The sequence below is a fragment of the Marinobacter changyiensis genome (assembly GCF_009193265.1).
Classification (GTDB): Bacteria; Pseudomonadota; Gammaproteobacteria; order Pseudomonadales; family Oleiphilaceae; genus Marinobacter; species Marinobacter changyiensis.
Window position 1 is genome coordinate 409,560 of the sequence record NZ_VZZZ01000001.1, and the last position, 22,132, is coordinate 431,691.

Genomic DNA, 22,132 nt, shown 5'->3' on the forward strand with positions numbered 1-22,132 from the left:
GAAGTTTTCACTTCACCCCTGGCGGCACCCCGGCAGGGGTGAAGTGAAAACTGAAAGGTGCGGGTTTTCGGAGCCAAAAAACAATGCAAGACCTCCTGTACTTCATTCAACAGCTCATTAACGGGCTGACGATCGGGAGCGCCTACGCCCTGATCGCCATCGGCTACACGATGGTTTACGGCATTATCGGCATGATCAACTTCGCCCATGGCGAGGTCTACATGATCGGTGCCTACACCGCGCTCATTACCATAACTGGCCTTGCGACCCTGGGTGTGGCCTGGCTGCCCCTGGTTCTGTTGATTGCCCTGATTTGTGCCGTCATTGTCGCCAGCTCAATGGGCTGGGCCGTTGAACGGATCGCCTACCGACCGGTGCGGGGTCGACACCGGCTGATCCCCCTGATCTCCGCCATCGGCATGTCGATCTTTCTCCAGAATTATGTGCACCTTGCACAGGGCTCGAGAAACATGGGGTTTCCGCTGCTGATCGAAGGCGGCTTCCGGTTCGGCGCTGAAGACTCGTTCCAGACCTCTATCTCTTACATGCAGATCACTATATTCATCACCACCCTGATCTGTATGACAGCGCTCTCCCTGTTTATCGCACGCTCCCGGACCGGCCGCGCCTGCCGCGCTGTCTCCCAGGATTTGGGCATGTCGAACCTGTTGGGTATCGACACCAACAAGATCATTGCGGCAACGTTCGTCATCGGCGCCGCACTGGCCGCCGTTGCAGGCTTGCTGCTCGGCATGTACTACGGCTCCATTGACCCGCTGTTCGGCTTTATCGCCGGCTTGAAAGCCTTTACGGCTGCGGTGCTTGGCGGCATTGGCAGTATCCCTGGCGCGATGTTGGGTGGACTTATTCTCGGCGTATCGGAAAGTATGACCTCGGGCTACCTGAGTGGCGAGTACAAGGATGTGGTGTCCTTCGGACTACTGATTCTGATCCTGCTCTTCAAACCCACCGGCCTGCTCGGCAAACCGGAGGTGGAGAAGATCTGATGGCAACTCACAACATCAAGCACGCGCTGTTTAGCGCCATCATTACTCTGATCATTTCCGCCCCGATCCTGGGGCTTGACCTGGAGTCTGCGGGCACCGAGCTGAAACTGACAGGTGCCAGCACCTCTACGCTGGTGTCCATTGTGCTGGCGGCGATTGTCGTTTTCCTGTTCCAGACCTTCCGCGACAGCATCATGGGCGCGCTCGGGCAGATGCCAAAACTCAACCGGTTTGCAGACCGTGAGCCGATGCCCCAGGAGAAGCGCCTGAAGCTGGAAAACATCTTTCTGATCGTGCTGGTTGCCGGCGCTCTTTTGTGGCCGTTCATCGCCTCCCGAGGCTCGGTCGACCTTGCCACACTGGTGCTGATCTACGTCATGCTGGCGCTGGGTCTGAACGTCGTTGTCGGCCTGGCGGGCCTGCTGGACCTTGGCTACGTGGCCTTTTACGCCGTGGGGGCTTATACGTTTGCCTTGCTGTCCCAGTACTTCGGCGTGTCGTTCTGGGTGGCCCTGCCGACCGGTGCCCTGATCGCGGCCTTATTCGGTTTTCTGCTGGGCTTCCCGGTACTGCGCTTGCGGGGTGACTACCTGGCCATCGTGACGCTCGGGTTCGGCGAGATCATCCGCATTCTGCTGAATAACTGGACGTCACTTACCGGCGGCCCCAACGGCATCGGGGGCATCCCAGACCCAACCCTGTTTGGTATGGAGTTCGGCCGCCGGGTCAAAGAGGAAGGCAACATCTCCTTCCACGACTTTTTCGGTATCGCCTACGACAGCACCCATAAGATCATATTCCTGTACCTGATCGCCCTGGTGCTGGCGCTGGTCACTTTCCTGATCATTCGCCGCCTCATGAAAATGCCCGTGGGTCGTTCCTGGGAGGCCCTGCGAGAAGATGAAATTGCAGCCCGCTCCCTGGGCCTGAGCCGTACCGGCGTAAAACTCTCTGCCTTCACCATTGGCGCGTTCTTTGCCGGCTTTGCCGGCACTGTCTTCGCCTCCAAGCAGGGGTTTATCAGCCCCGAATCCTTCGTATTCCTGGAGTCGGCCATCATCCTGGCCATTGTGGTTCTCGGCGGCATGGGGTCGCAGTTTGGCGTCATCCTTGCTGCGGTTGCCGTTACCGTCCTGCCGGAGCTCGCGCGGGAATTTTCGGAATACCGGATGCTGATATTCGGCGCCGCCATGGTGCTGATGATGGTATGGCGCCCCCAGGGGCTGATGCCGATGCGCAGAATTCACATAATACTCAAGAAGCAGGAGTGACGGATCATGCTTGAAGTACGCAATCTGTCGATGCGCTTTGGCGGGCTCCTCGCGGTGGACCAGGTATCCCTGGACGTTCAGGAACACGAAATTGTCTCGATTATTGGCCCCAACGGAGCCGGTAAAACAACCGTTTTTAACTGCATGAGCGGGTTCTATAGCCCCACCGGCGGGCAGATCCTGTTCGAAGGCAAGGAAATCCAGGGCACTCCGGATTACAAAATCTCCCGAATGGGTCTGGTCAGAACCTTCCAGCACGTCCGGCTGTTCGGGAACATGTCGGTAGTGGAAAACCTGCTGGTTGCCCAGCATCGTCATCTCAACACGAATCTGTTGTCTGGCCTGATCAAAACACCCAACTACCGGGAAAAGGAACGCAAATCCCTCGACCGGGCGGCCTACTGGCTGAACCGGGTTGGCCTGCTTGATCTCGCCAACCGGGATGCCGGTAATCTCGCCTATGGGCAGCAAAGACGGCTGGAAATCGCCCGCTGCATGGTCACCGAACCGAAGCTGCTGATGCTGGACGAGCCAGCAGCAGGTTTGAACCCGGCCGAAACCCGGGAGCTCAACCAATTGATCATCAGCCTCAAGGAGGACTATCGCGTCTCCGTTGTGCTTATCGAACACGATATGAGCCTGGTAATGGAAATTTCAGACCGCATCAACGTCATCAACCAGGGCCGGCCGCTGGCCAGCGGTACCCCGGAAGAAATTCGCCGTAATGATGATGTTATCAAAGCCTATCTGGGCGAGGCCTGAGGAACTCACATGCTTTTACTTGAAGATATTCATACCCATTACGGCAAGATCGAAGCCCTGCACGGGGTCTCCGTTGAGGTGAAAAAGGGCGAGATCGTCTCCCTGATCGGCGCAAACGGAGCGGGCAAGACCACCTTGCTGATGACCGTCTGCGGCAGTCCCCAGGCCACCTCTGGCCGGGTGGTCCTGGAAGGCAGAGACATTACCCGCGACAAGACCTCCGACATCATGCGCTCGGGAATTGCCATTGTGCCGGAAGGGCGCCGGGTGTTCCCCGGGCTCACCGTGGAGGAAAACCTGCACATGGGCGGTTTTTTCAACACCAAAGCCGAAATCCGCAAAAGCCAGCAGCATGTGTACGGGCTCTTTCCCCGACTCAAGGAACGCGAGCACCAACGCGCCGGCACCATGTCCGGAGGTGAGCAGCAAATGCTGGCCATAGGCCGGGCCCTGATGACCAAGCCCCGGATGATCATTCTGGATGAGCCCTCCCTGGGACTGGCGCCGCTCATTATCAAGCAGATTTTCGAGATTATCGGTCACCTACGGGAGGAGGGCATTACGGTGTTTCTGGTCGAGCAGAATGCCCACCAGGCACTGCACCTGGCAGACCGGGGCTATGTGCTTGAAAACGGGCTCATTCGCCTGCAAGACACCGGCGCCAACCTGCTGGCCAATCCGGACGTTCAGAATGCCTATCTGGGGGGCTGAGACCGCGCATCCATCTGTTTGATATCCAGTTGGCGTTTTCATTTTCTGGTCTATACTGACAGCAACGGTTTTTCCGCTTGGAGCGTTTTGGAGTCAGGACCGTTAACGCTTTGTTTTGCCTCAGCGATTCGGGGTCAGCATTGCGTTCAAATGCGACGACAGCTGAACAATCTATCAAGGAGTGGACAATGAAAAAACTGATCGCGGGTGCGCTGCTTATGGGTGCCTCTACCCTCGCTTTTGCCCAGCCTGGTTGCGGTGTAGGAGCCATGATCTGGAAAGGACAATCCGGTATTGCGCCGCATGTTCTGGCCGCCACCACGAACGCCACCTTCGGCAACCAGACTTTTGGCATGACAACAGGCACGCTGGGCTGTCAGACCAACGAGTCCGTTCAATCCATGGCGATGTACATGGACAGCAACATCGACAAGGTCGCCCGTGACATGTCCCGTGGCAGCGGTGAAAACCTCGATACGCTCGCTGTTCTGCTAGGGGTTGATGACGCCGACCGTGATGCCTTCCGGAGTGTGTTACAGAACAATTTTGCTACCATTTTCCCGTCGTCAGACACCACGTCTGACCAGGCCGTCAATGCCATTGTGGCACTGCTTGAAAAGCACGAGTCTCTGAACAAATACGTTGCAGCCTAGACAGGCCGGCTCTGAAGGACTGGAAGGGCGCCAGGGACGGCGCAAACTTCGACTAACCCTCTAACATCCGATCATTCATGCGCTCACTGTTCCGTCTCGGGCTGGCTGCTCTCAGCCTCGCCACCAGCACGTGTTCGCTGGCCGATCTGGCGACCATACCTCCCGGGCTCCATCAGGACCCGACCTGGCTTATGCTCGGCCACTATCAGATGGACCGGTTCGGGAGCGGCTACACCAGCCAGGCCGACGACCCGGCATTCTTTATCAGCCCGAATGGCAAACATTCTCCTAAAGCCGAACTTGAAGCCACGCTCGGCGCCATCCAGTTACCCGGGACCGGGAATGGTCACGCCCGCTGCCGATTCCCTGCCCGGGACAAATGGCTGAGAGCACGCCTGAATCTGCCGCAAGAGCCGGCCAAATGCGGCGACTACCGTGAGTGGCGCGAGGAACTCAATACCGAAACCGTTACACTGGTCTTCGCCGCCTCGTACCTCAATAGTCCCTCGTCCATGTTCGGCCATACCTTTATTCGGCTCGACCCACCGAAGGACGAGGAAGGTACTAACCTGCTCTTGGCCAACACCATTTCTTACGCCGCCGACGCGGAAGCTCACGACAATGAACTGGTGTTCGCCTACCGGGGCATTTTCGGCGGCTATCCCGGAATCACCACAATTCAGCCCTATTACGAAAAAATTCGCCTCTACTCGGACATCGAAAACCGTGACCTGTGGGAATATCAGCTCAACCTCAAACCCGATGAAATCGACATCATGGTGGCCCATGCCTGGGAGATACGGGACCGGAACTTTGACTATTACTTCTTCGATGAGAATTGCGCTTACCGGCTGCTCGCGCTGATCGATGTGGCCCGGCCCGGTACGGACTTGCTCGGGGAAGTCAGCACCCATGCCATTCCCTCCGACACCGTACGCTGGGTGGTGGATAAAAAGCTGGTGGCATCGGTGCACTACCGACCCTCCGCGGCCACCAGTGTCAGTTATGCGCTCGATCAGTTGCCTGACGATGACCAGAACCTGGCTGCAGCCATTGCCAATGGCTACGTCGCTGTGGATAGCAATGAAGTCACCCGGCTTGAACCCGAACGACGTGCGCAGCTGATCGATGCTACTTATGATTACGTGCGCTACCAGACCGAAGCGGAGAGCTGGCCCAGGGGCCATGCAGCACCCCTCTCCCATGACCTGCTGCGGGCCCGCAGCCAGATTCAGGAAGCGGAGCCACTCCGGAAGCCGTCCGCACCGGAGGTTCGTGATGACCAGGGCCACGATACGTTTCGCGCCAGCGTCGGCGGCGGCCAACAAGGCGACCGGAATTATGCCCAGCTTACCCTGCGCCCTGCCTACCACGACCTGCTCGACCCACCAGAGGGCTATCGCCCGGGCGCGCAGCTGCAGTTCCTGAGACTGGACGCGAGGCTCTACACCGATAATGAGGAAGTTCAGCTCGAGCAGCTTACCGGTGTGGAGATTCGCTCCCTGTCCCCCCGCGACCAGTTCTTTTCTCCCCTGTCATGGCAGGTGGGTGTTGGGGGGCGGAGAACCGAGCTGGCGTCGGGCAAGCGCGTATTTGCTCCCTATCTTGAAGGTGGTGCCGGTGGCAGCTGGCGCCTTGGTCCGAGGACCCAGGCACTGGCAATAGCTACTGCCGATATAGAAATCGACGATGATATCCGACGGGGCTACGACGTTGCGCCGGGTGCCGACCTTGGCCTGCTGCATCAGAACAAGCGCTTCAGCCTACTCTCCGGCGCCCGCACCAAAGCCTGGATAGTCAGTAACCAGCACCGTCAGGATGAGCTCTACCTCAGAGCCAATTGGCATTTTGGACGCGACTTCAGCGTTGGCACTGAACTCACCCGGCAACATCACTACCAAAGGTACCAGACCCAATGGCAGCTCGGACTAAACGCCTACTTCTAGGCCTGATACTGGCAATCACCCTGCTCATGCAGGTCGGCTGTAGCGGACTGTTCTTCTATCCTGATCGCAATGTCTACATCACCCCTGACCGACTGAACCTGAGCTACGAAGACGTTTACCTGGAGACCGGTGACGGTGAGACCCTCCATGGCTGGTGGCTGCCCTCTGAAGGCGCTGCAAAGGGTCATATCTACTTTCTCCACGGCAATGCCCAGAACATCAGCAGCCACCTGTTGAACGTAGCCTGGCTGCCCGAGAGAGGCTACAACGTCTTTCTGATCGACTATCGCGGCTACGGGCAGTCTACCGGCGCCCCTGACATCGAGGGCACCCTGCACGATGCCGAGACCGGCCTGCGCTGGCTGGTGAATAATCGTGACCCAAAACCCATCGCGCTAATGGGACAGAGCCTCGGTGGGGCGCTGGGTATCGCGTTGGCCAGTGAATGGAGCCAACGCAGCGAAGAGCCCGCGCTGAACGCCGTCATTCTCGACGGTACCTTCTCGGGATTTCGCACCATCGCCCGGGAAAAGCTGTCGGCGTTCTGGCTTACGTGGCCCCTGCAGGTGCCCCTGAGCCGGACCGTACCGGACGATTACGAAGGTACCAACTACATTGCCGGTATCAGCCCCACCCCGGTCATGGTCATTCACAGCGTGAGGGACGGCATCATTCCCTTTCACCACGGCCAGGCCTTGTTTGAGGCCGCCAGTGAACCCCGGGTATTCCTGCGGACCGACACCCCCCACGCTGCTACCTTTGTGATACCGGCATACAGGGACCGGGTTATTGAATTTCTGGAGCAATAAAAAAACCCACCAACCGTTTCCGGAAGGTGGGTTTCTGGTCTCACTTCACTAATCAGATAGCGGCAAGATCGGTCGGCTGTTCACCTTCCTTGACTTCCTTCATGGACAATTTGACTCGTCCACGGGCGTCAACATCCAGCACCTTGACCAACACTTCCTGACCTTCACTCAGCTCGTCGGTCACGTTCTCGATGCGACGATCGGATATCTGGGAGATGTGGACCAGGCCGTCTTTACCCGGCAGGATGTTCACAAAGGCGCCAAAGTCCACTATGCGCTCAACCTTGCCCTTGTAGATCGCCCCTACCTCGATTTCCGCGGTGATTTCCATCACACGCTTCATCGCTGCCTGCGCTGCGATCTGGGTGTCGGCGTAGATCTTCACGTAACCATCGTCGTCCAGGTCAATCGAGGCACCGGTCTCTTCGCAGATACCACGGATGGTAGCGCCGCCCTTACCGATCACGTCACGGATTTTCTCCGGATTGATCTTGATGGTGGTGATGCTTGGTGCACGATCGGACAGCTCGGCGCGGGGCGCTGAAATTACCTTGGCCATCTCGCCGAGGATATGCAGACGGGCTCCGTGAGCCTGCTCGAGCGCCAGTTCCATGATCTCGTCGGTAATGCCGTTGATCTTGATATCCATCTGCAGGGCGGTGATGCCCTCGGAGGTACCGGCAACCTTGAAATCCATATCGCCCAGATGATCTTCATCACCCAGAATATCGGTCAGGATGGCGAACTTGTCGCCTTCCTTGACCAGACCCATGGCAATGCCCGCAACCGGCGCCTTGATCGGTACGCCAGCGTCCATCAGTGCAAGGCTTGAACCGCACACGGAGGCCATTGAGCTGGAACCGTTGGATTCAGTGATCTCGGACACCGCCCGAATGGTGTACGGGAACTCTTCAATCGTGGGCATAACCGCAGCCACACCACGTTTGGCGAGACGGCCATGGCCAACCTCACGACGACCCGGTGAACCCACGCGGCCAGCTTCACCAACGGAGTACGGAGGGAAGTTGTAATGGAACAGGAACGGGTCACGACGCTCGCCTTCCAGCGCGTCAATAATCTGCATGTCACGGGCAGTACCCAGCGTGGTGGTAACAATCGCCTGGGTTTCGCCACGGGTGAAAAGCGCCGAGCCGTGAACACTGGGCAAGATACCGACTTCAATCTCGATAGGACGGACAGTTTTGGCGTCACGACCGTCAATACGGGGCTTGCCCTCAATCACGTGGTTACGAACCACGGACTTCTCGACTTTGCCGAAGTACTTCTTGACCTCGTCAGCAGACGGCTGGCCTTCTTCTTCACCGGCCAGTTTCGCAACAACTTCGGCTTTGATGATGCTCAGACGGGCATAGCGTTCCATCTTGTCGCGGATGGCATAAGCTTCCTCGATCGCATCGGCAAAGCCTGATTTGATCGCTGCGATCAGGTCGGTGTTTTCGGTGGCTGGCTGCCAGTCCCAGCGGGGCTTACCCGCTTCGTCTGCCAATTCCTGAATTGCCTTGATGGCAGTCTGCATTTCCTGATGGGCAAACAGTACGCCGCCCAGCATCTGGTCTTCCGACAGGCCTTTGGCCTCGGACTCGACCATCAGAACGGCATCTTTAGTGCCGGCAACGACCATGTCCAGCAGCGACGAGTCGAGCTCTTCAAACGTCGGGTTCAGAAAATACCCGCGCTCGTTCGTGTAGGCCACACGGGACGCACCAACCGGACCGTCAAACGGAATGCCCGAGATGGACAGTGCTGCCGACGCCGCCAGGATGCCGGCGATATCCGGATCCTGGGATTTATCAGACGACATAACCGTCAGGATAACCTGCACTTCGTTCATGAATCCGTTCGGGAACAGCGGGCGAATCGGACGATCGATCAGGCGCGACGTCAGTGTTTCTTTATCGGATGGGCGACCTTCGCGCTTGAAGAAACCGCCGGGAATTTTGCCCACAGCGTAGGTTTTTTCGAAGTAATTGACGGTCAGTGGGAAGAAAGGCTGGCCCGGCTTGGCATCCTTGGCACCGACCACGGTGCCCAGAACAGCAATATCACCAACAGTGACCAGAACCGAGCCAGTTGCCTGGCGGGCAATACGGCCCGTTTCGAGAGTGACGGTCTTGCCGCCGAGTTCAAATGTCTTTTTTACCGGGTTCACGGTAACTCCTTATCTATCGTGTCAGTTCAGTCTGATAGCACACCCATGCGCGCTATCTCGATCGCTGCAATTCGTCCCTGCCGGGTGAATGACGAAGGCATGCCGGCCTGAAAGCTAACAGGCTGTTGCAAAAACCCGGTATGGAACCGCCGGGCGTTTCAACAACCTGCTATGGTTTTGGCTTTCGGTTACGACAGACATCCTGCGGATATCACCGGACACAGCCGGAAGCGCAGCGTTGCTGGAGGTGTTGTCGATGCGCCGGAGCGCAAATTACACAATCAGCACGTTAAGCAGTCCTCCTGAACAGGCGGGAGAACCGAATGGCGAGAAGCACAAACAGCGGGGGCAAGCCCCGCGGTTTGATGAATGGCGCAGCATGCGCTGCACCACCCAGACAGATCACTGGACCCAGACGGATCAGCGACGCAGACCCAGACGCTTGATCAGCTCAAGATAGCGATCAGCGTTTTTCTTCTTCAGGTAGTCAAGCAGCTTACGACGCTGGTTAACCATCCTGATCAGGCCCCGGCGGGAATGGTGATCCTGCTTGTTGACCTTGAAGTGACCCTGCAGCTTGTCGATGTTGGCGCTAAGAAGGGCCACCTGAACTTCAGGGGAACCGGTATCGCTTCCATCTTGCTGGTAGTCTTTTACAATCTGTGACTTCTCTGCGGCAGAAAGTGCCATTACTCACCTCATTGTTTGCGATGCGAATGTGACATCCGGCCGGACCGCGCATCTCTGCAGCCCGGCTAGACAGTGACGTTACCCCCGAGGGGGAACCTCAGCTGTTTTTGACCAGACGACGGGGCACAATTTTAATGTCACCGTCATCGGGAATTCCTTCACCCAGACCCACAAACCGATTGTCACCATAAAGACGAACCGGCCCTGTGACGGTCTGATCGGATATTCTAACGGGTTGTCCGTTCAATATCGACCGTAACCTGTCCGACGCCAACTCGAGGCTGGGGAACATCGACAGGGCAGCATCCGGCTCGACCAGCAGAGCATCCAGCGACTCGTCACGGGAACGAATAGCTTCCAACTGATCAATGGTGTGCGTCTGCTCCAGCGTAAACCCGGAAGCCATGGTACGGCGTAAGGCAATAACATGGGCGCCACAACCCAGGACCTGGCCGATATCTTCTACCAATGAGCGAATATAGGTGCCCTTGGTGCAACTGACGGATATATCAAATTCGTTCTCCCGCAACGCCAGCAGGCGAAGCTCATAGATTGTCACCGGCCGGGCCGGGCGCTCTATTTCAATGCCTTCGCGAGCGTACTCGTACAGGGGTCTGCCTTTATGTTTGAGCGCCGAATACATGGAAGGCACCTGCTGGATATCGCCCCGGAAGGCTTCCAGCACGCTTTCAAGGCGGACTTCTGTCAGATCCGACGGCACCGCCTTTTCAACGACAACCTTGCCCTCACTGTCGCCCGTCTCGGTTGTGACGCCCATCCGGGCTGTCGCCACGTAGGCCTTGTCACTGTCGAGCATCATCTGGGAAAACTTGGTGGCCTCGCCAAAGCAAAGCGGCAGAACACCGGTGGCCAACGGGTCAAGGGCACCGGTATGACCGGCCTTGGCGGCACCGAACAGGTGCTTTACCTGTTGCAGAATCCCGTTAGACGTCAAGCCCATAGGCTTGTCGATAACCAGAATGCCGTTAACGTCGCGGCCTTTACGCCGGCGACTCAATCCTTTGGCTCCGCGTGGTGATCAGAGACATCAGAGGCATCGCTGTCATCCGGGCTTGTGTCCTGATTAACAACCACAGCGGACTTCTTGCCTACCGCCTCGTTGATCAATGCGTCCATGTGACGGCTCTTGCCAAGCAGGGCGTCAAAATGAAACCGCAGGTTTGGCACCATGCGCAGCTTCATCGCGCGACCCAACTGACCACGGAGAAAACCCGCGGCCTTGTTGAGCACAGCGAGCGATTCTTTCACGGGCTCCGATTCCGCCGTCAACTCTTCGGTCGTCAGCAGTGACACATAGATGTCAGCGTATCCCATGTCGCGGCTCACTTTTACCGCGTTGACCGTCACCATTCCGACTCTCGGGTCTTTGATATCCCGCTGAATCATCTGGGCCAGTTCGCGCTGTATCTGATCGCCAATCCGATCAATACGGCTAAATTCCTTGGGCATAATTAGGCCTGCAATAGTCAGGGCGCGCTGTCACCAGCGCGCCCCGGGGGTCAATCAATCATCATCTGGCTTCGTTCAGCCTGCGGATTCCAGCTTGCGCTCGACCCTGACGCGGTCGAATACCTCAATCTGGTCACCGACCTTGACGTCGTAGCCTTTAACACCGATACCGCACTCCATGCCGTTACGGACTTCCGCGGCATCATCTTTGTAGCGACGGAGGGATTCCAGCTCACCTTCAAAGATAACCACGTTATCCCGCAGCACACGAATCGGCTTGCTACGGTAAACCGTGCCTTCGGTAACCATGCAGCCCGCAACCTGGCCAAACTTCGGTGACCGGAAGGTCTCACGCACGTCCGCAATGCCAATGATATCTTCACGGAACTCAGGTGCCAGCATACCGGTCAGCGCAGCTCGCACGTCATCTATCATGTTGTAGATGATGCTGTAGTAACGAAGATCCAGGCCTTCCTGCTCAACCAGGCGCTTGGATGCAGCATCCGCACGCACGTTGAAACCGAAGATAACGGAGTTAGTGGCCATCGCCAGACTGACGTCGGTTTCGGCAATACCACCGACACCGGAGCTGACGATTTTAACCTGTACTTCGTCATTGCCCAGATCCTGAAGCGCCTTGGTAATGGCTTCCAGTGATCCGCGCACGTCGGTTTTGAGCACAACGTTGAGGGTTTTGACCTCATCCTTGCCCATATTTTCAAACAAGTTTTCGAGTTTGGCTGCCTGTTGGCGCTTGAGGCGGGATTCACGCTCCCGGCCCTGACGGAATTCCGCCAGTTCTTTCGCCTTGCGCTCATCAGCTACGGCGAAGAATTCATCACCTGCGTCCGGTGTCCCGTTCAGGCCCAGAATTTCAACAGGAATCGACGGGCCGGCTTCTTTGGATGGCTTGCCGGCTTCGTCCGTCATGGCACGCACTTTACCGAAGTAAGCGCCCGCAACGACCATATCACCCTGTCTCAGGGTACCGTTCTGGATCAGCACCGTTGCAACCGAACCGCGACCACGCTCAAGGCTGGATTCGATCACCACACCCTTTGCCGGAGCGTCAGGCACTGCGGCCAACTCAAGGACTTCCGCCTGCAGAAGAATGGCTTCGAGGAGATCGTCAATACCGTCACCGGTGTGGGCAGACACAGGAACAAACTGGACGTCACCGCCCCAGTCTTCCGGTATCACTTCCATACCCGCCAGTTCGGTTTTGATCCGGTCAGGGTCGGCCCCTTCCCTGTCCATCTTGTTAATGGCTACAACCAGCGGAACCCCGGCTGAACGTGCATGCTGAACCGCTTCCCTGGTTTGTGGCATAACACCATCATCAGCGGCGACCACCAGGATCACGATATCCGTGCACTGGGCACCGCGGGCACGCATGGCTGTAAAAGCTGCGTGGCCCGGAGTATCCAGGAAGGAGATCATGCCATGACCGGTTTCCACATGGTAGGCACCGATGTGCTGGGTAATACCTCCGGACTCACCGCTGGCAACCTTGGTGCGTCGGATATAGTCGAGCAACGAAGTCTTGCCATGGTCAACGTGACCCATAACACTGACAACCGGTGCACGCTTGACCTTTTCGCCTTCAAACGAAATCTCGCTCAGCACGGACGCCTCAAATGCGTCGTCACTAACGGCTTTGGCTTTGTGGCCCAGTTCTTCAGTCACCAGAATCGCGCTTTCCTGATCCAGCGGCTGATTAATGGTGGCCATGATACCCATGCCCATCAAGGTCTTGATCACATCGGCGGATTTAACAGCCATGCGCTGAGCAAGATCACCCACGGTAATGGTCTCGGGAATTTCGACTTCTCTAACCATCGGTTTGGTCGGCCTCTCGAAAGCGTGTTGCTTTTCTTTCGGTTTCTTTTTCGCCCGCAATGGCTTACGCAGCGTTGTATCTTCTTCGTCCTCGGCAAGGACCACTTTGGGCTCCTCGGCCGGACGGTTTCTCGGACCACGGTGACCGGCAGACTTTTTCTTCGGCTTACCGTCATCAGGCTCATCCACGACGCGCTCGCGAGCCTTCTCTTTCTTTTTCTTCGGCTTGCGGTCTTTGTCTTTCGCGTTTTCCGGATCAGCAGGCGGGATCGCCATTTCCGGATCGATCAGATCTCCCGGCTTGTCAACCACCGGAGTCTCTTTCGACGGCTTCGCAGGCTCTTCAGAAGCAGTTGCAGCCTCTGACGCTGCGGGTTTCGCCTCATCCGTCGCAGCAGCCACTACCGGTTGCTCCGGTACTTCCGCCGGAGTCACCTCAGCAACTTCCGGGACCACCGGCTCGACTTCTGCCTCCGGCTGGTTGTCTTCACGCTTGATGTACGTTCGCTTTTTCCGAACTTCAACGTTTACTGTCTTGGCGCGACCTGCACCGCTTCCGGCTTTCAGCGTGGTTGTCGTTTTGCGTTTGAGAGTGATCTTCTGCGGCCCTGAGTCTGACTCGCCGTGGTTCTTTCTCAAAAACGCAACCAGCTGCTGCTTCTCATCACTGGATACAGAGTCATTTTCTGAGCGGGCTTTCAGGCCAGCCTCTACAATCTGACGCAGCAAGCGATCCACGGGAGCGCCTACATCTGCGGCCAGTTGTTTTACCGTTACTTCAGCCATACTGGTCATCCTCCCGATTAAGCCTGGTCCTGAAACCAGGGTGCGCGTGCTGTCATGATAAGCTGACCGGCACGCTCTTGTTCCATTCCGTCAATTTCGAGCAAGTCGTCCACCGACTGCTCAGCAAGATCTTCCATGGTGCGGATACCCATGCCCGCCAGCTTGAACGCCAGCGAACGATCCATCCCTTCCATGGCCAACAAATCTTCGGCGGGCTCACTGCCCTCAAGAGCCTCTTCACTCGCCAGGGCCTGGTTCAACAAGGCATCCTTGGCGCGACGACGAAGCTCCGTCACCGTATCTTCATCAAACCCTTCGATTGCCAGCATTTCCTCCATCGGAATGTAGGCTACTTCTTCTATAGAAGTGAACCCCTCATCGATCAACACACCGGCGAATTCTTCGTCGACATCGAGATGGCTGGTGAAGTGCTCAAGCAAGCGACTCTGCTCCTGCTCTTGCTTCTCACCGGCTTCTTCTTCGGTCATCACGTTGAGCGTCCAGCCCGTCAGCTCACTGGCCAACCGAACATTCTGACCATTGCGGCCTATGGCTTGCGCCAGGTTGTCTTCAGCTACCGCGACTTCCATGGTGTGACCATCTTCGTCCATCACAATGGAAGCGACCTCTGCAGGCGCCATCGCATTGATAACCAACTGGGCCGGGTTGTCGTCCCAAAGCACAATATCGACACGCTCACCGCCGAGCTCGTTCGATACGGCCTGAACCCGCGAGCCCCGCATACCAACACAAGCGCCAACCGGGTCGATACGACGGTCATTGGTTTTGACAGCAATTTTTGCCCTTGAGCCCGGGTCACGGGCAGCTCCGCGGATCTCGATCAGCTCTTCAGCGATTTCAGGCACTTCGATGCGGAACAACTCAATCAGCATTTCCGGGCTGGTCCTGCTGAGAATCAGCTGGGGGCCACGATGATCGGTACGAATTTCCAACAGCAGCGACCGTACCCGGTCACCCATGCGGAACGTCTCACGAGGAATTAACTGATCCCTCGGCAGCAGTGCTTCGGCGTTGGACCCCAAATCAACGATTACGTTATCGCGGGTCACTTTCTTAACTGTTCCGGACACTAACTCACCGACACGGTCGCGGTAACTGTCAACAATTTTTGCCCGCTCGGCCTCGCGCACTTTCTGGAAAATAATCTGTTTGGCTGCCTGGGCACCAATACGGCCGAAGGCGACGGATTCAACCTTTTCTTCATGGGTATCGCCGGGCTGGAGCGCCTTATCAATTTCCTCGGCCTCCTGCATGGTGAGCTCGCTCCCCAAAGCCGGTACCGCATCGTTGTCAACTATCAACCAGCGCCGGAAGGTTTCGTACTCACCGGTACGACGATCAATCGAAACACGGATGTCCGCATCTTCATCGTCGTACCGTTTTTTGGCGGCAGTGGCGAGAGCCAGTTCAATGGCCTCAAAAATTACGTCCTTATCGACACCCTTCTCATTCGAGACGGCCTCAACCACCAGCAAAATCTCTTTACTCATTGGATTGCCCTGCCTTTAAAATTAGACTCGCAGTCAACCGATTTACTCGAAAACCGGAATGATGTTTGCCCGCTCAATACTATCGTATGGAAGCAGGTACTCATGGTCGTCGACAACGACCACCACGTCCTGATCCTCAACACCTTTGAGCAGTCCCTGAAAGTTTCTGCGTCCTTCGAACGCCATGCGGAGTCGGACCTGTACTTTATGGCCCACAAACGCCTCGTAATGTTCGAGACGAAACAGGGGTCTGTCCATACCGGGCGAGGATACTTCCAGGGTGTACTCGGACTGGATCGGATCCTCAACGTCCAGTACACCGCTGACCTGACGGCTGACCTTTTCGCAGTCTTCGACTCCGATACCGTCTTGTGCATCGTCAATAAATACCCTGAGAAGGGACTGATAACCCTGCGATCGAAACTCAAGACCCCAGAATTCATACCCCAGGCCTTCTATGACCGGCCGCAATATGGCTTCAAGTTGCTGTAACTTAGCTGACAAGTGGCTCACTTCTCCGTAACGGTTTTGGTTGCCCTACAAACAAAAAAAGGGCTGTCTATCAGCCCTTTTCATGCACCAGGGCCTGCTGCGCCAGGCCCCGTAATCAAAAAGCCCCTAATACTCAGATGCGCTGGAAACACTCAGCGCCATCTGCCTTGGGGCTCCTTGTAGCAAGAACTAGCAGGTGCCTTTCCAGCCCCTGCCGACAGACACCTGGCCTGTCATGAGCGAATCTGGCACTGCCAAAACCCGCTGCATCAATCGCCGGAGTATAAGGATGCCGGCCATACTGGTCAAGGACTGACCAAAAAAAACGGCTTGGGTCTTCCAAGCCGTTCTTCAAAAAATGGTGCCGATGGCCGGACTCGAACCGGCACAGCTTTCGCCACTACCCCCTCAAGATAGCGTGTCTACCAGTTCCACCACATCGGCTACAAACTTCACTCGAGCTCGGGGATGGAAGACTCTTCCCCGCTCTCGCCTTCACTGGACCGCACTTCACCCGCTGGCGATTCATCCGCCGCGGCTGGTGATTCCTGAACCATCGGGATTCCCGCCTGGCCTGCCACTTCCGCACGCTGCTTGGCAAAAATCGCCAGAGAAAAACTGGTCGCGAAAAACACGATCGCCAAAAAGGTTGTGGCACGGGTCAAAAAGCTGCCACTGCCCTGGCTTCCGAATACTGTCTGCGAGGCTCCGCCGCCTCCAAAGGCTGCGCCGGCGTCCGCGCCTTTGCCGTGCTGGATCAGAACAAGACCCACCAGCGCCACCGCAATCACGACGTGCACAACGACTACCAGCGTTTCTATCCAATCCATAAATTATCTCTCAAAACTCGCTTGAAACTTTGGGCTTCGTTTTCAGACCGCGCGACAAATACTCGCGAAATCGTCTGCCAGCAGCGATGCTCCGCCTATCAGGCCGCCATCAATATCCTGCTGTCCAAACAGTTCGCGCGCATTCTCAGGCTTGACGCTACCTCCGTAAAGGAGCGATATATCAGAAGCAGGAGCACCTAATGATCCCAGCACGCCCCTCATATGGAGATGCATTGCCTGGGCATCCTCTGCCGTCGCTGTCTTACCGGTCCCGATGGCCCAAACCGGCTCATAGGCGACCACTATCTTGTTCCACTTGTCGCTTGCCAGCCCCTGCAGCGCTATCTGCAACTGCCTCGACACGACCTCTTCAGCCTGGCCCGCCTGGCGTTCTGCCAGGGTCTCACCTACGCAAACCAGAGCAACCAATCCTGACTTCAAAACCTGCTGAACCTTCTCCGCTACAACCTGATCGGACTCGGCAAATAACTGTCTGCGCTCAGAATGACCTACGAGCACATACTCACAACCAACATCCGCCGCCATGCCCGCCGAAATCTCACCCGTAAACGCGCCTTGATTCCATTGTGCCACGTTCTGGATGCCGACGGCGAACGGGGCATCCGATACCAAACGCTTAACCTCAGCAACGTAGAGCGAGGGTGGAATAATAACAACCTTAACATCTTTATCAAGTACTGAAAGCTGAACTTTCAATTCACTAATCAGAGACTTGGCAAAGCCTTCTGATCCGTTCATCTTCCAGTTTGCGGCTACTATTTTGCGTCGCATCATAACCCCATAATTCACGGGAGGCGGAACTATACAGCAGTCAATTCGAACAGACAACCGGATTCAGGCTGATGAATTGGAAACCACGACCGCAAGCTCTTCGGCTACCCGGGCTATCACCGCGGCGTTTTGGCCTTCCGCCATAACGCGTATCAGGGGCTCAGTACCGGAAGCCCGCAACAGGATACGACCGGCGCTCCCAAGCTCCTGCTCTGCGGCCTTCACGGCATCGGAGATATCCGACCGAGAGAGCGGATCAAAGCGTTCGGCAATCTTCACGTTTATCATGGTCTGCGGCAGCTTGGTCATGGCCTGGCGTAACTGGTTCAGAGGTTTTCCGGAACGCCAGACTGCTAACAGCACCTGAAGAGCGGACACGATACCATCCCCGGTGGAGGTGGAATCCCGAAGCACCAGATGGCCAGACCCTTCGCCACCAAGCAACCAGCCATTCTTGACCAACTGCTCCATGACATAACGATCGCCCACTTTGGCACGCTCGAAGGCTATACCCTGATCCTGTAGCGCCAGCTCAACCCCGAGGTTGGTCATCAGGGTGCCGACGACACCCCCGACCAGCGTACCCGCAGCTTTGCGCTGGGAGGCGATGATAAACAGCAACTCGTCACCATCAACATAGGAACCGTCGCGGTCAATCATCAGAACACGGTCGCCATCCCCGTCAAATGCAATCCCGAGATCGGCCTTGTTCTCCAGAACAGCGTTACGAAGCCTCTCCATATGGGTTGAACCAACATTGAGATTGATATTCAGCCCGTCGGGATCAGCGCCTATAACAGATACCTCGGCCCCCAGCTCTCTGAACACTTTGGGCGCTACGTGATAAGTCGCACCGTGGGCGCAATCAAGGACAATTTCCAGCCCTTCAAGGGTAAACTCGTTGGGCACTGTGCTTTTACAAAATTCGATGTAGCGCCCCGGTGCATCGTCAACCCGAAACGCCTTACCGAGTTCACCTGAGTCACAGACTACCAGTGGCTCATCCAGCCAGCGCTCTATTTCAGACTCAAGATGATCATCCAGCTTGGTGCCGGCCGCCGAGAAAAACTTGATGCCATTATCATGATGCGGATTATGGGAGGCGCTGATCACAATTCCTGCCGAGGCGCGAAACGTTCTGGTCAGGTAAGCAATAGCGGGTGTTGGCATCGGGCCCAGCAGTTTCACGTCAACACCAGCTGCGGAAAGTCCGGATTCCAGCGCGCTTTCAAACATATAACCGGACAAGCGGGTGTCCTTGCCAATCAGCACGCTATTACGCTGCCCATCACGTTTGAAGGCCATTCCTGCGGCCCAACCCAACTTGAGCATAAAGTCCGGAGTAATCGGAGCTTCGCCGACCCGGCCTCTTATGCCGTCCGTTCCAAAGAATTTTCGTTCTGTCATTGAACCATTACCTCCATAGCTGTGACGACCTTCACTGCATCCACGGTCTCCCTGACATCATGAACCCGAATGATGGATGCTCCTTTCATAGCCGCTATTGTCGCGGCTGCGAGGCTGGCAGGCAACCTTTCCGACACATCCCTCCCGGTAATCTGTCCTAACATGCTTTTTCGTGACAGCCCAGCCAGAACAGGGTAACCCAAGGCCCGCATTTGCTCCACGGCGGCCAGTAGCTGCAGGTTGTGGTCGAGGCTTTTGCCAAATCCGAAACCGGGATCGAGCAGGATATTGTGTGCCAGCACTCCTGCCTCTTCAACCAGGCGCACCCGGGACATTAAAAAGCTGGCCACTTCACGGTTAACGTTGTCGTAGCCGGGCTTGACCTGCATGTCACCGGGCTGGCCTTTCATGTGCATCAGACATACCGGCACCCCGGCTTCGACTGCGGCCCTCACCGCCCCGTCCCGCTGCAAGGCGCGAACGTCATTGATAAGGCCCGCCCCCAGCCGTACCGATTCGGCGATCACTTCCGGAGTGCTGGTATCTACCGAAATGACCGCGTCCAACTCGGCGGCTATCGCCTCCACCACAGGACATACCCGGTCCAGCTCTTCCTGCACCGACACCGGGGACGATCCGGGTCGCGTGGATTCACCGCCGACATCAATGAATGCAGCCCCGTCACTTACCATTCGCCGGGCCTGCATAAGAGCTGCATCGCGCCGAATGAAGCGCCCACCATCGGAAAACGAATCCGGCGTAACGTTAAGGATGCCCATCACGTGGCACTGGGCGAGGTCCAGAGAGCGTCCGGCAAAATTCATCAACATGTCAGGGCTTCCCATTTCGGGCTGAGCTAAAAGCAAAAAAACGCCGCCCGTAACAAGGGCGGCGTTTAGTGGGTGCTGTCACAAACAGGCTCTGCGAAACTTCCCGTCTGGCCTGTGGCAGCGAACTCGTCTAGTGCTCTCCCGCCGGCCGACCAACGCCACCAGTCGGGCGACCTTCGTCCGGGGAGCCTTCAGGCGTCGACCGGCCATCCGACCCTTCCACCGGCACACCACCACTGGGGCCTCTGTCATTCCAACCCTTCGGCGGGCGCGGCGTGCGGCCTTCCATGATGTCATCGATTTGTAGCCGGTCGATGGTTTCATACTTCATCAGGGCGTCAGCCATGTTATCAAGCTTGTCCCGGTTATCAGTCAGTAACTGACGAGCCTTCTCATAACACTCATCGATGATGCTACGAACTTCCTCGTCGATACGCTGAGCAGTTTCAGGCGAGTAAACCGTCTGGGCCTGCCCGGCTGAGCGGCCCAGGAAAGGTTCCTCACTGTCGGTGTCGTACTGCAATGGCCCCAACTTTTCCGACAGACCCCAACGGGTGACCATGTTACGGGCAAGTTTCGTCGCCCGCTCGATGTCATTGGAGGCACCAGTTGTTACACCATCAAAACCAAGCGTCAACTCCTCGGCCAAACGACCACCAAACAAGCTGCAGATCTGACCAATCAGGAAGCGCTTGCTGTGGCTGTACTTGTCCTCTTCAGGCAAGAACATGGTCACACCCAGTGCCCTGCCCCGGGGAATAATACTGACCTTATAGACTGGATCATGTTCAGGCATCAGGCGCCCGATGATGGCATGGCCGGATTCATGATAAGCCGTGTTCAGCTTTTCTTTCTCGTTCATCACCATGGACTTACGTTCAGCGCCCATCATGATCTTATCTTTTGCCAGCTCCAGCTCTTCCATGGTGACCAAGCGCTGGTTACGGCGGGCCGCGAACAAGGCGGCCTCGTTGATCAGGTTGGCAAGATCAGCACCCGAGAAACCAGGCGTGCCTCGCGCAATCAGGGCAGGCTCCACACCATCTGCCAGGGGCACTTTCTTCATGTGCACCTTGAGGATCTGCTCGCGACCAATGATGTCTGGCAAACTCACCACGACCTGGCGGTCAAAGCGGCCCGGGCGAAGCAGGGCCGGATCAAGCACATCCGGACGGTTGGTGGCGGCAATGACGATAACGCCTTCGTTGCCCTCGAATCCGTCCATCTCCACCAGCAGCTGGTTGAGTGTTTGCTCACGCTCATCGTGACCACCACCCATGCCAGCACCACGATGACGACCCACCGCATCAATCTCGTCAATGAAGATAATGCACGGGCTTTGCTTCTTGGCCTGCTCAAACATGTCCCGGACCCGGGATGCACCCACGCCCACGAACATCTCGACGAAATCAGAACCCGAGATCGAGAAGAAGGGAACCTTGGCTTCGCCTGCAATTGCCTTGGCAAGCAATGTCTTACCGGTACCAGGCGACCCCACCATCAACACGCCTTTCGGAATACGTCCACCGAGACGCTGAAACTTGCTGGGATCCCGAAGGAAATCGACGATTTCCTTGACGTCTTCTTTGGCCTCATCAACACCGGCCACGTCTGCGAAGGTCGTCTTGATCTGATCTTCGCTCATCAGGCGGGCTTTGCTTTTGCCAAAGGACATCGGTCCTTTGCCACCGCCACCGCCTTGCATTTGACGCATAAAGAACACGAAAAGAGCAATTATGATCAGGATCGGGAAAGCAGCGACCAGAAGCTGGGTCCAGATGCTCTGACGCTCTGGCTCCTTACCGATGATTTCAACATCGTTCGCCAGCAGATCATCCATCAGCTTGTTGTCAGGCACCTGGGGCCGAATCGTTTCGAAACGGCTGTTATCGCCCGACGTGCCCTGGATTTTCAGGCCATCTATGGTGACTTGCCGTACTTGTCCCTCTTGGACCATCTGTACGAACTGCGAGTAATTAACTTGCTGACCGGTGGTTGTCGGTGTGAAGTTCTGAAACACCATCAGTAGCACGGCGGCTATTATGAGCCATAAAACCAGATTTTTTGCCATATCGTTCAAGGATCGTCACCTGTGAATTGAAAGGTTGCGTGTCAGACAGACCTCTTTCGACACCTTACACTACTTGTACGCCTGT

General features: G+C 56.6%; 19 protein-coding genes and 1 tRNA gene. 7 read left to right on the forward strand and 13 right to left on the reverse strand.

Annotated features, from left to right (window positions below; translation table 11 throughout):
* The first annotated feature begins 83 nt into the window (after window positions 1–83).
* The 7 genes from livH (at window position 84) to F6Y09_RS02080 (ending at window position 7,159) form a co-directional block, all read left to right on the forward strand.
* Window positions 84–1,007: a high-affinity branched-chain amino acid ABC transporter permease LivH gene (gene livH / locus F6Y09_RS02050; RefSeq protein WP_152205260.1), complete on the forward strand. Its 924-nt coding sequence runs from the start codon at window positions 84–86 to the stop codon at window positions 1,005–1,007.
* Entirely contained in the window at window positions 1,007–2,278 is a 1,272-nt protein-coding gene (locus tag F6Y09_RS02055; RefSeq protein WP_152205261.1) for a high-affinity branched-chain amino acid ABC transporter permease LivM, read from the forward strand. The genes livH and F6Y09_RS02055 overlap by 1 nt, the downstream gene beginning before the upstream one ends.
* Before the next feature lie 6 nt (window positions 2,279–2,284).
* Complete coding sequence (livG, locus tag F6Y09_RS02060; RefSeq protein ID WP_152205262.1) at window positions 2,285–3,040, forward strand: high-affinity branched-chain amino acid ABC transporter ATP-binding protein LivG; 756 nt, start codon at window positions 2,285–2,287, stop codon at window positions 3,038–3,040.
* A gap of 9 nt (window positions 3,041–3,049) precedes the next feature.
* A complete protein-coding gene (locus F6Y09_RS02065; protein ID WP_152205263.1) occupies window positions 3,050–3,751 on the forward strand; it encodes an ABC transporter ATP-binding protein in 702 nt (233 codons plus the stop codon).
* A gap of 188 nt (window positions 3,752–3,939) precedes the next feature.
* The gene (locus tag F6Y09_RS02070; RefSeq protein WP_152205264.1) at window positions 3,940–4,404 is read left to right on the forward strand and encodes a DUF3015 domain-containing protein; all 465 of its coding nucleotides are present in this window, start codon (window positions 3,940–3,942) and stop codon (window positions 4,402–4,404) included.
* A gap of 77 nt (window positions 4,405–4,481) precedes the next feature.
* A complete protein-coding gene (locus F6Y09_RS02075) occupies window positions 4,482–6,350 on the forward strand; it encodes an Lnb N-terminal periplasmic domain-containing protein (RefSeq protein WP_152205265.1) in 1,869 nt (622 codons plus the stop codon).
* On the forward strand, window positions 6,320–7,159 hold the full coding sequence (locus F6Y09_RS02080; RefSeq protein ID WP_152205266.1) for an alpha/beta hydrolase: 840 nt from the start codon (window positions 6,320–6,322) through the stop codon (window positions 7,157–7,159). Before F6Y09_RS02075 ends, F6Y09_RS02080 begins: the two co-directional genes overlap by 31 nt.
* A 52-nt stretch (window positions 7,160–7,211) precedes the next feature.
* On the opposite strand, the gene pnp is transcribed toward F6Y09_RS02080, so the two are convergent.
* From pnp to ftsH, 13 genes are all read right to left on the reverse strand, one after another.
* Entirely contained in the window at window positions 7,212–9,329 is a 2,118-nt protein-coding gene (pnp, locus tag F6Y09_RS02085; RefSeq protein WP_152205267.1) for a polyribonucleotide nucleotidyltransferase, read from the reverse strand.
* Window positions 9,330–9,749: 420 nt separating this feature from the next.
* Window positions 9,750–10,019, reverse strand: a complete 270-nt coding sequence (gene rpsO, locus F6Y09_RS02090; RefSeq protein ID WP_152205268.1) for a 30S ribosomal protein S15 — start codon at window positions 10,017–10,019, stop codon at window positions 9,750–9,752.
* A 97-nt stretch (window positions 10,020–10,116) separates the two neighbouring features.
* Entirely contained in the window at window positions 10,117–11,037 is a 921-nt protein-coding gene (gene truB / locus F6Y09_RS02095; protein WP_152205269.1) for a tRNA pseudouridine(55) synthase TruB, read from the reverse strand.
* Window positions 11,034–11,489 carry a 30S ribosome-binding factor RbfA gene (gene rbfA / locus F6Y09_RS02100; RefSeq protein ID WP_152205270.1) on the reverse strand — a complete coding sequence of 152 codons (456 nt, stop codon included), beginning with the start codon at window positions 11,487–11,489 and terminating at the stop codon, window positions 11,034–11,036. The genes truB and rbfA overlap by 4 nt, the downstream gene beginning before the upstream one ends.
* Before the next feature lie 75 nt (window positions 11,490–11,564).
* A complete protein-coding gene (gene infB, locus F6Y09_RS02105; protein WP_152205271.1) occupies window positions 11,565–14,114 on the reverse strand; it encodes a translation initiation factor IF-2 in 2,550 nt (849 codons plus the stop codon).
* A 17-nt stretch (window positions 14,115–14,131) separates the two neighbouring features.
* The gene (nusA, locus tag F6Y09_RS02110) at window positions 14,132–15,625 is read right to left on the reverse strand and encodes a transcription termination factor NusA (protein WP_152205272.1); all 1,494 of its coding nucleotides are present in this window, start codon (window positions 15,623–15,625) and stop codon (window positions 14,132–14,134) included.
* 42 nt (window positions 15,626–15,667) lie between these two features.
* Entirely contained in the window at window positions 15,668–16,129 is a 462-nt protein-coding gene (rimP, locus tag F6Y09_RS02115; protein WP_152205273.1) for a ribosome maturation factor RimP, read from the reverse strand.
* Between the two features lie 347 nt (window positions 16,130–16,476).
* A tRNA-Leu gene (locus F6Y09_RS02120) sits at window positions 16,477–16,561 on the reverse strand.
* A gap of 8 nt (window positions 16,562–16,569) precedes the next feature.
* A complete protein-coding gene (secG, locus tag F6Y09_RS02125) occupies window positions 16,570–16,947 on the reverse strand; it encodes a preprotein translocase subunit SecG (protein WP_152205274.1) in 378 nt (125 codons plus the stop codon).
* Between the two features lie 42 nt (window positions 16,948–16,989).
* Window positions 16,990–17,739 carry a triose-phosphate isomerase gene (tpiA, locus tag F6Y09_RS02130; protein ID WP_152205946.1) on the reverse strand — a complete coding sequence of 250 codons (750 nt, stop codon included), beginning with the start codon at window positions 17,737–17,739 and terminating at the stop codon, window positions 16,990–16,992.
* Between the two features lie 63 nt (window positions 17,740–17,802).
* A complete protein-coding gene (gene glmM / locus F6Y09_RS02135) occupies window positions 17,803–19,146 on the reverse strand; it encodes a phosphoglucosamine mutase (RefSeq protein WP_152205275.1) in 1,344 nt (447 codons plus the stop codon).
* A complete protein-coding gene (folP, locus tag F6Y09_RS02140; RefSeq protein WP_152205276.1) occupies window positions 19,143–19,976 on the reverse strand; it encodes a dihydropteroate synthase in 834 nt (277 codons plus the stop codon). Before folP ends, glmM begins: the two co-directional genes overlap by 4 nt.
* A gap of 130 nt (window positions 19,977–20,106) precedes the next feature.
* Window positions 20,107–22,047, reverse strand: a complete 1,941-nt coding sequence (gene ftsH, locus F6Y09_RS02145) for an ATP-dependent zinc metalloprotease FtsH (protein ID WP_152205947.1) — start codon at window positions 22,045–22,047, stop codon at window positions 20,107–20,109.
* Window positions 22,048–22,132: the final 85 nt, after the last annotated feature.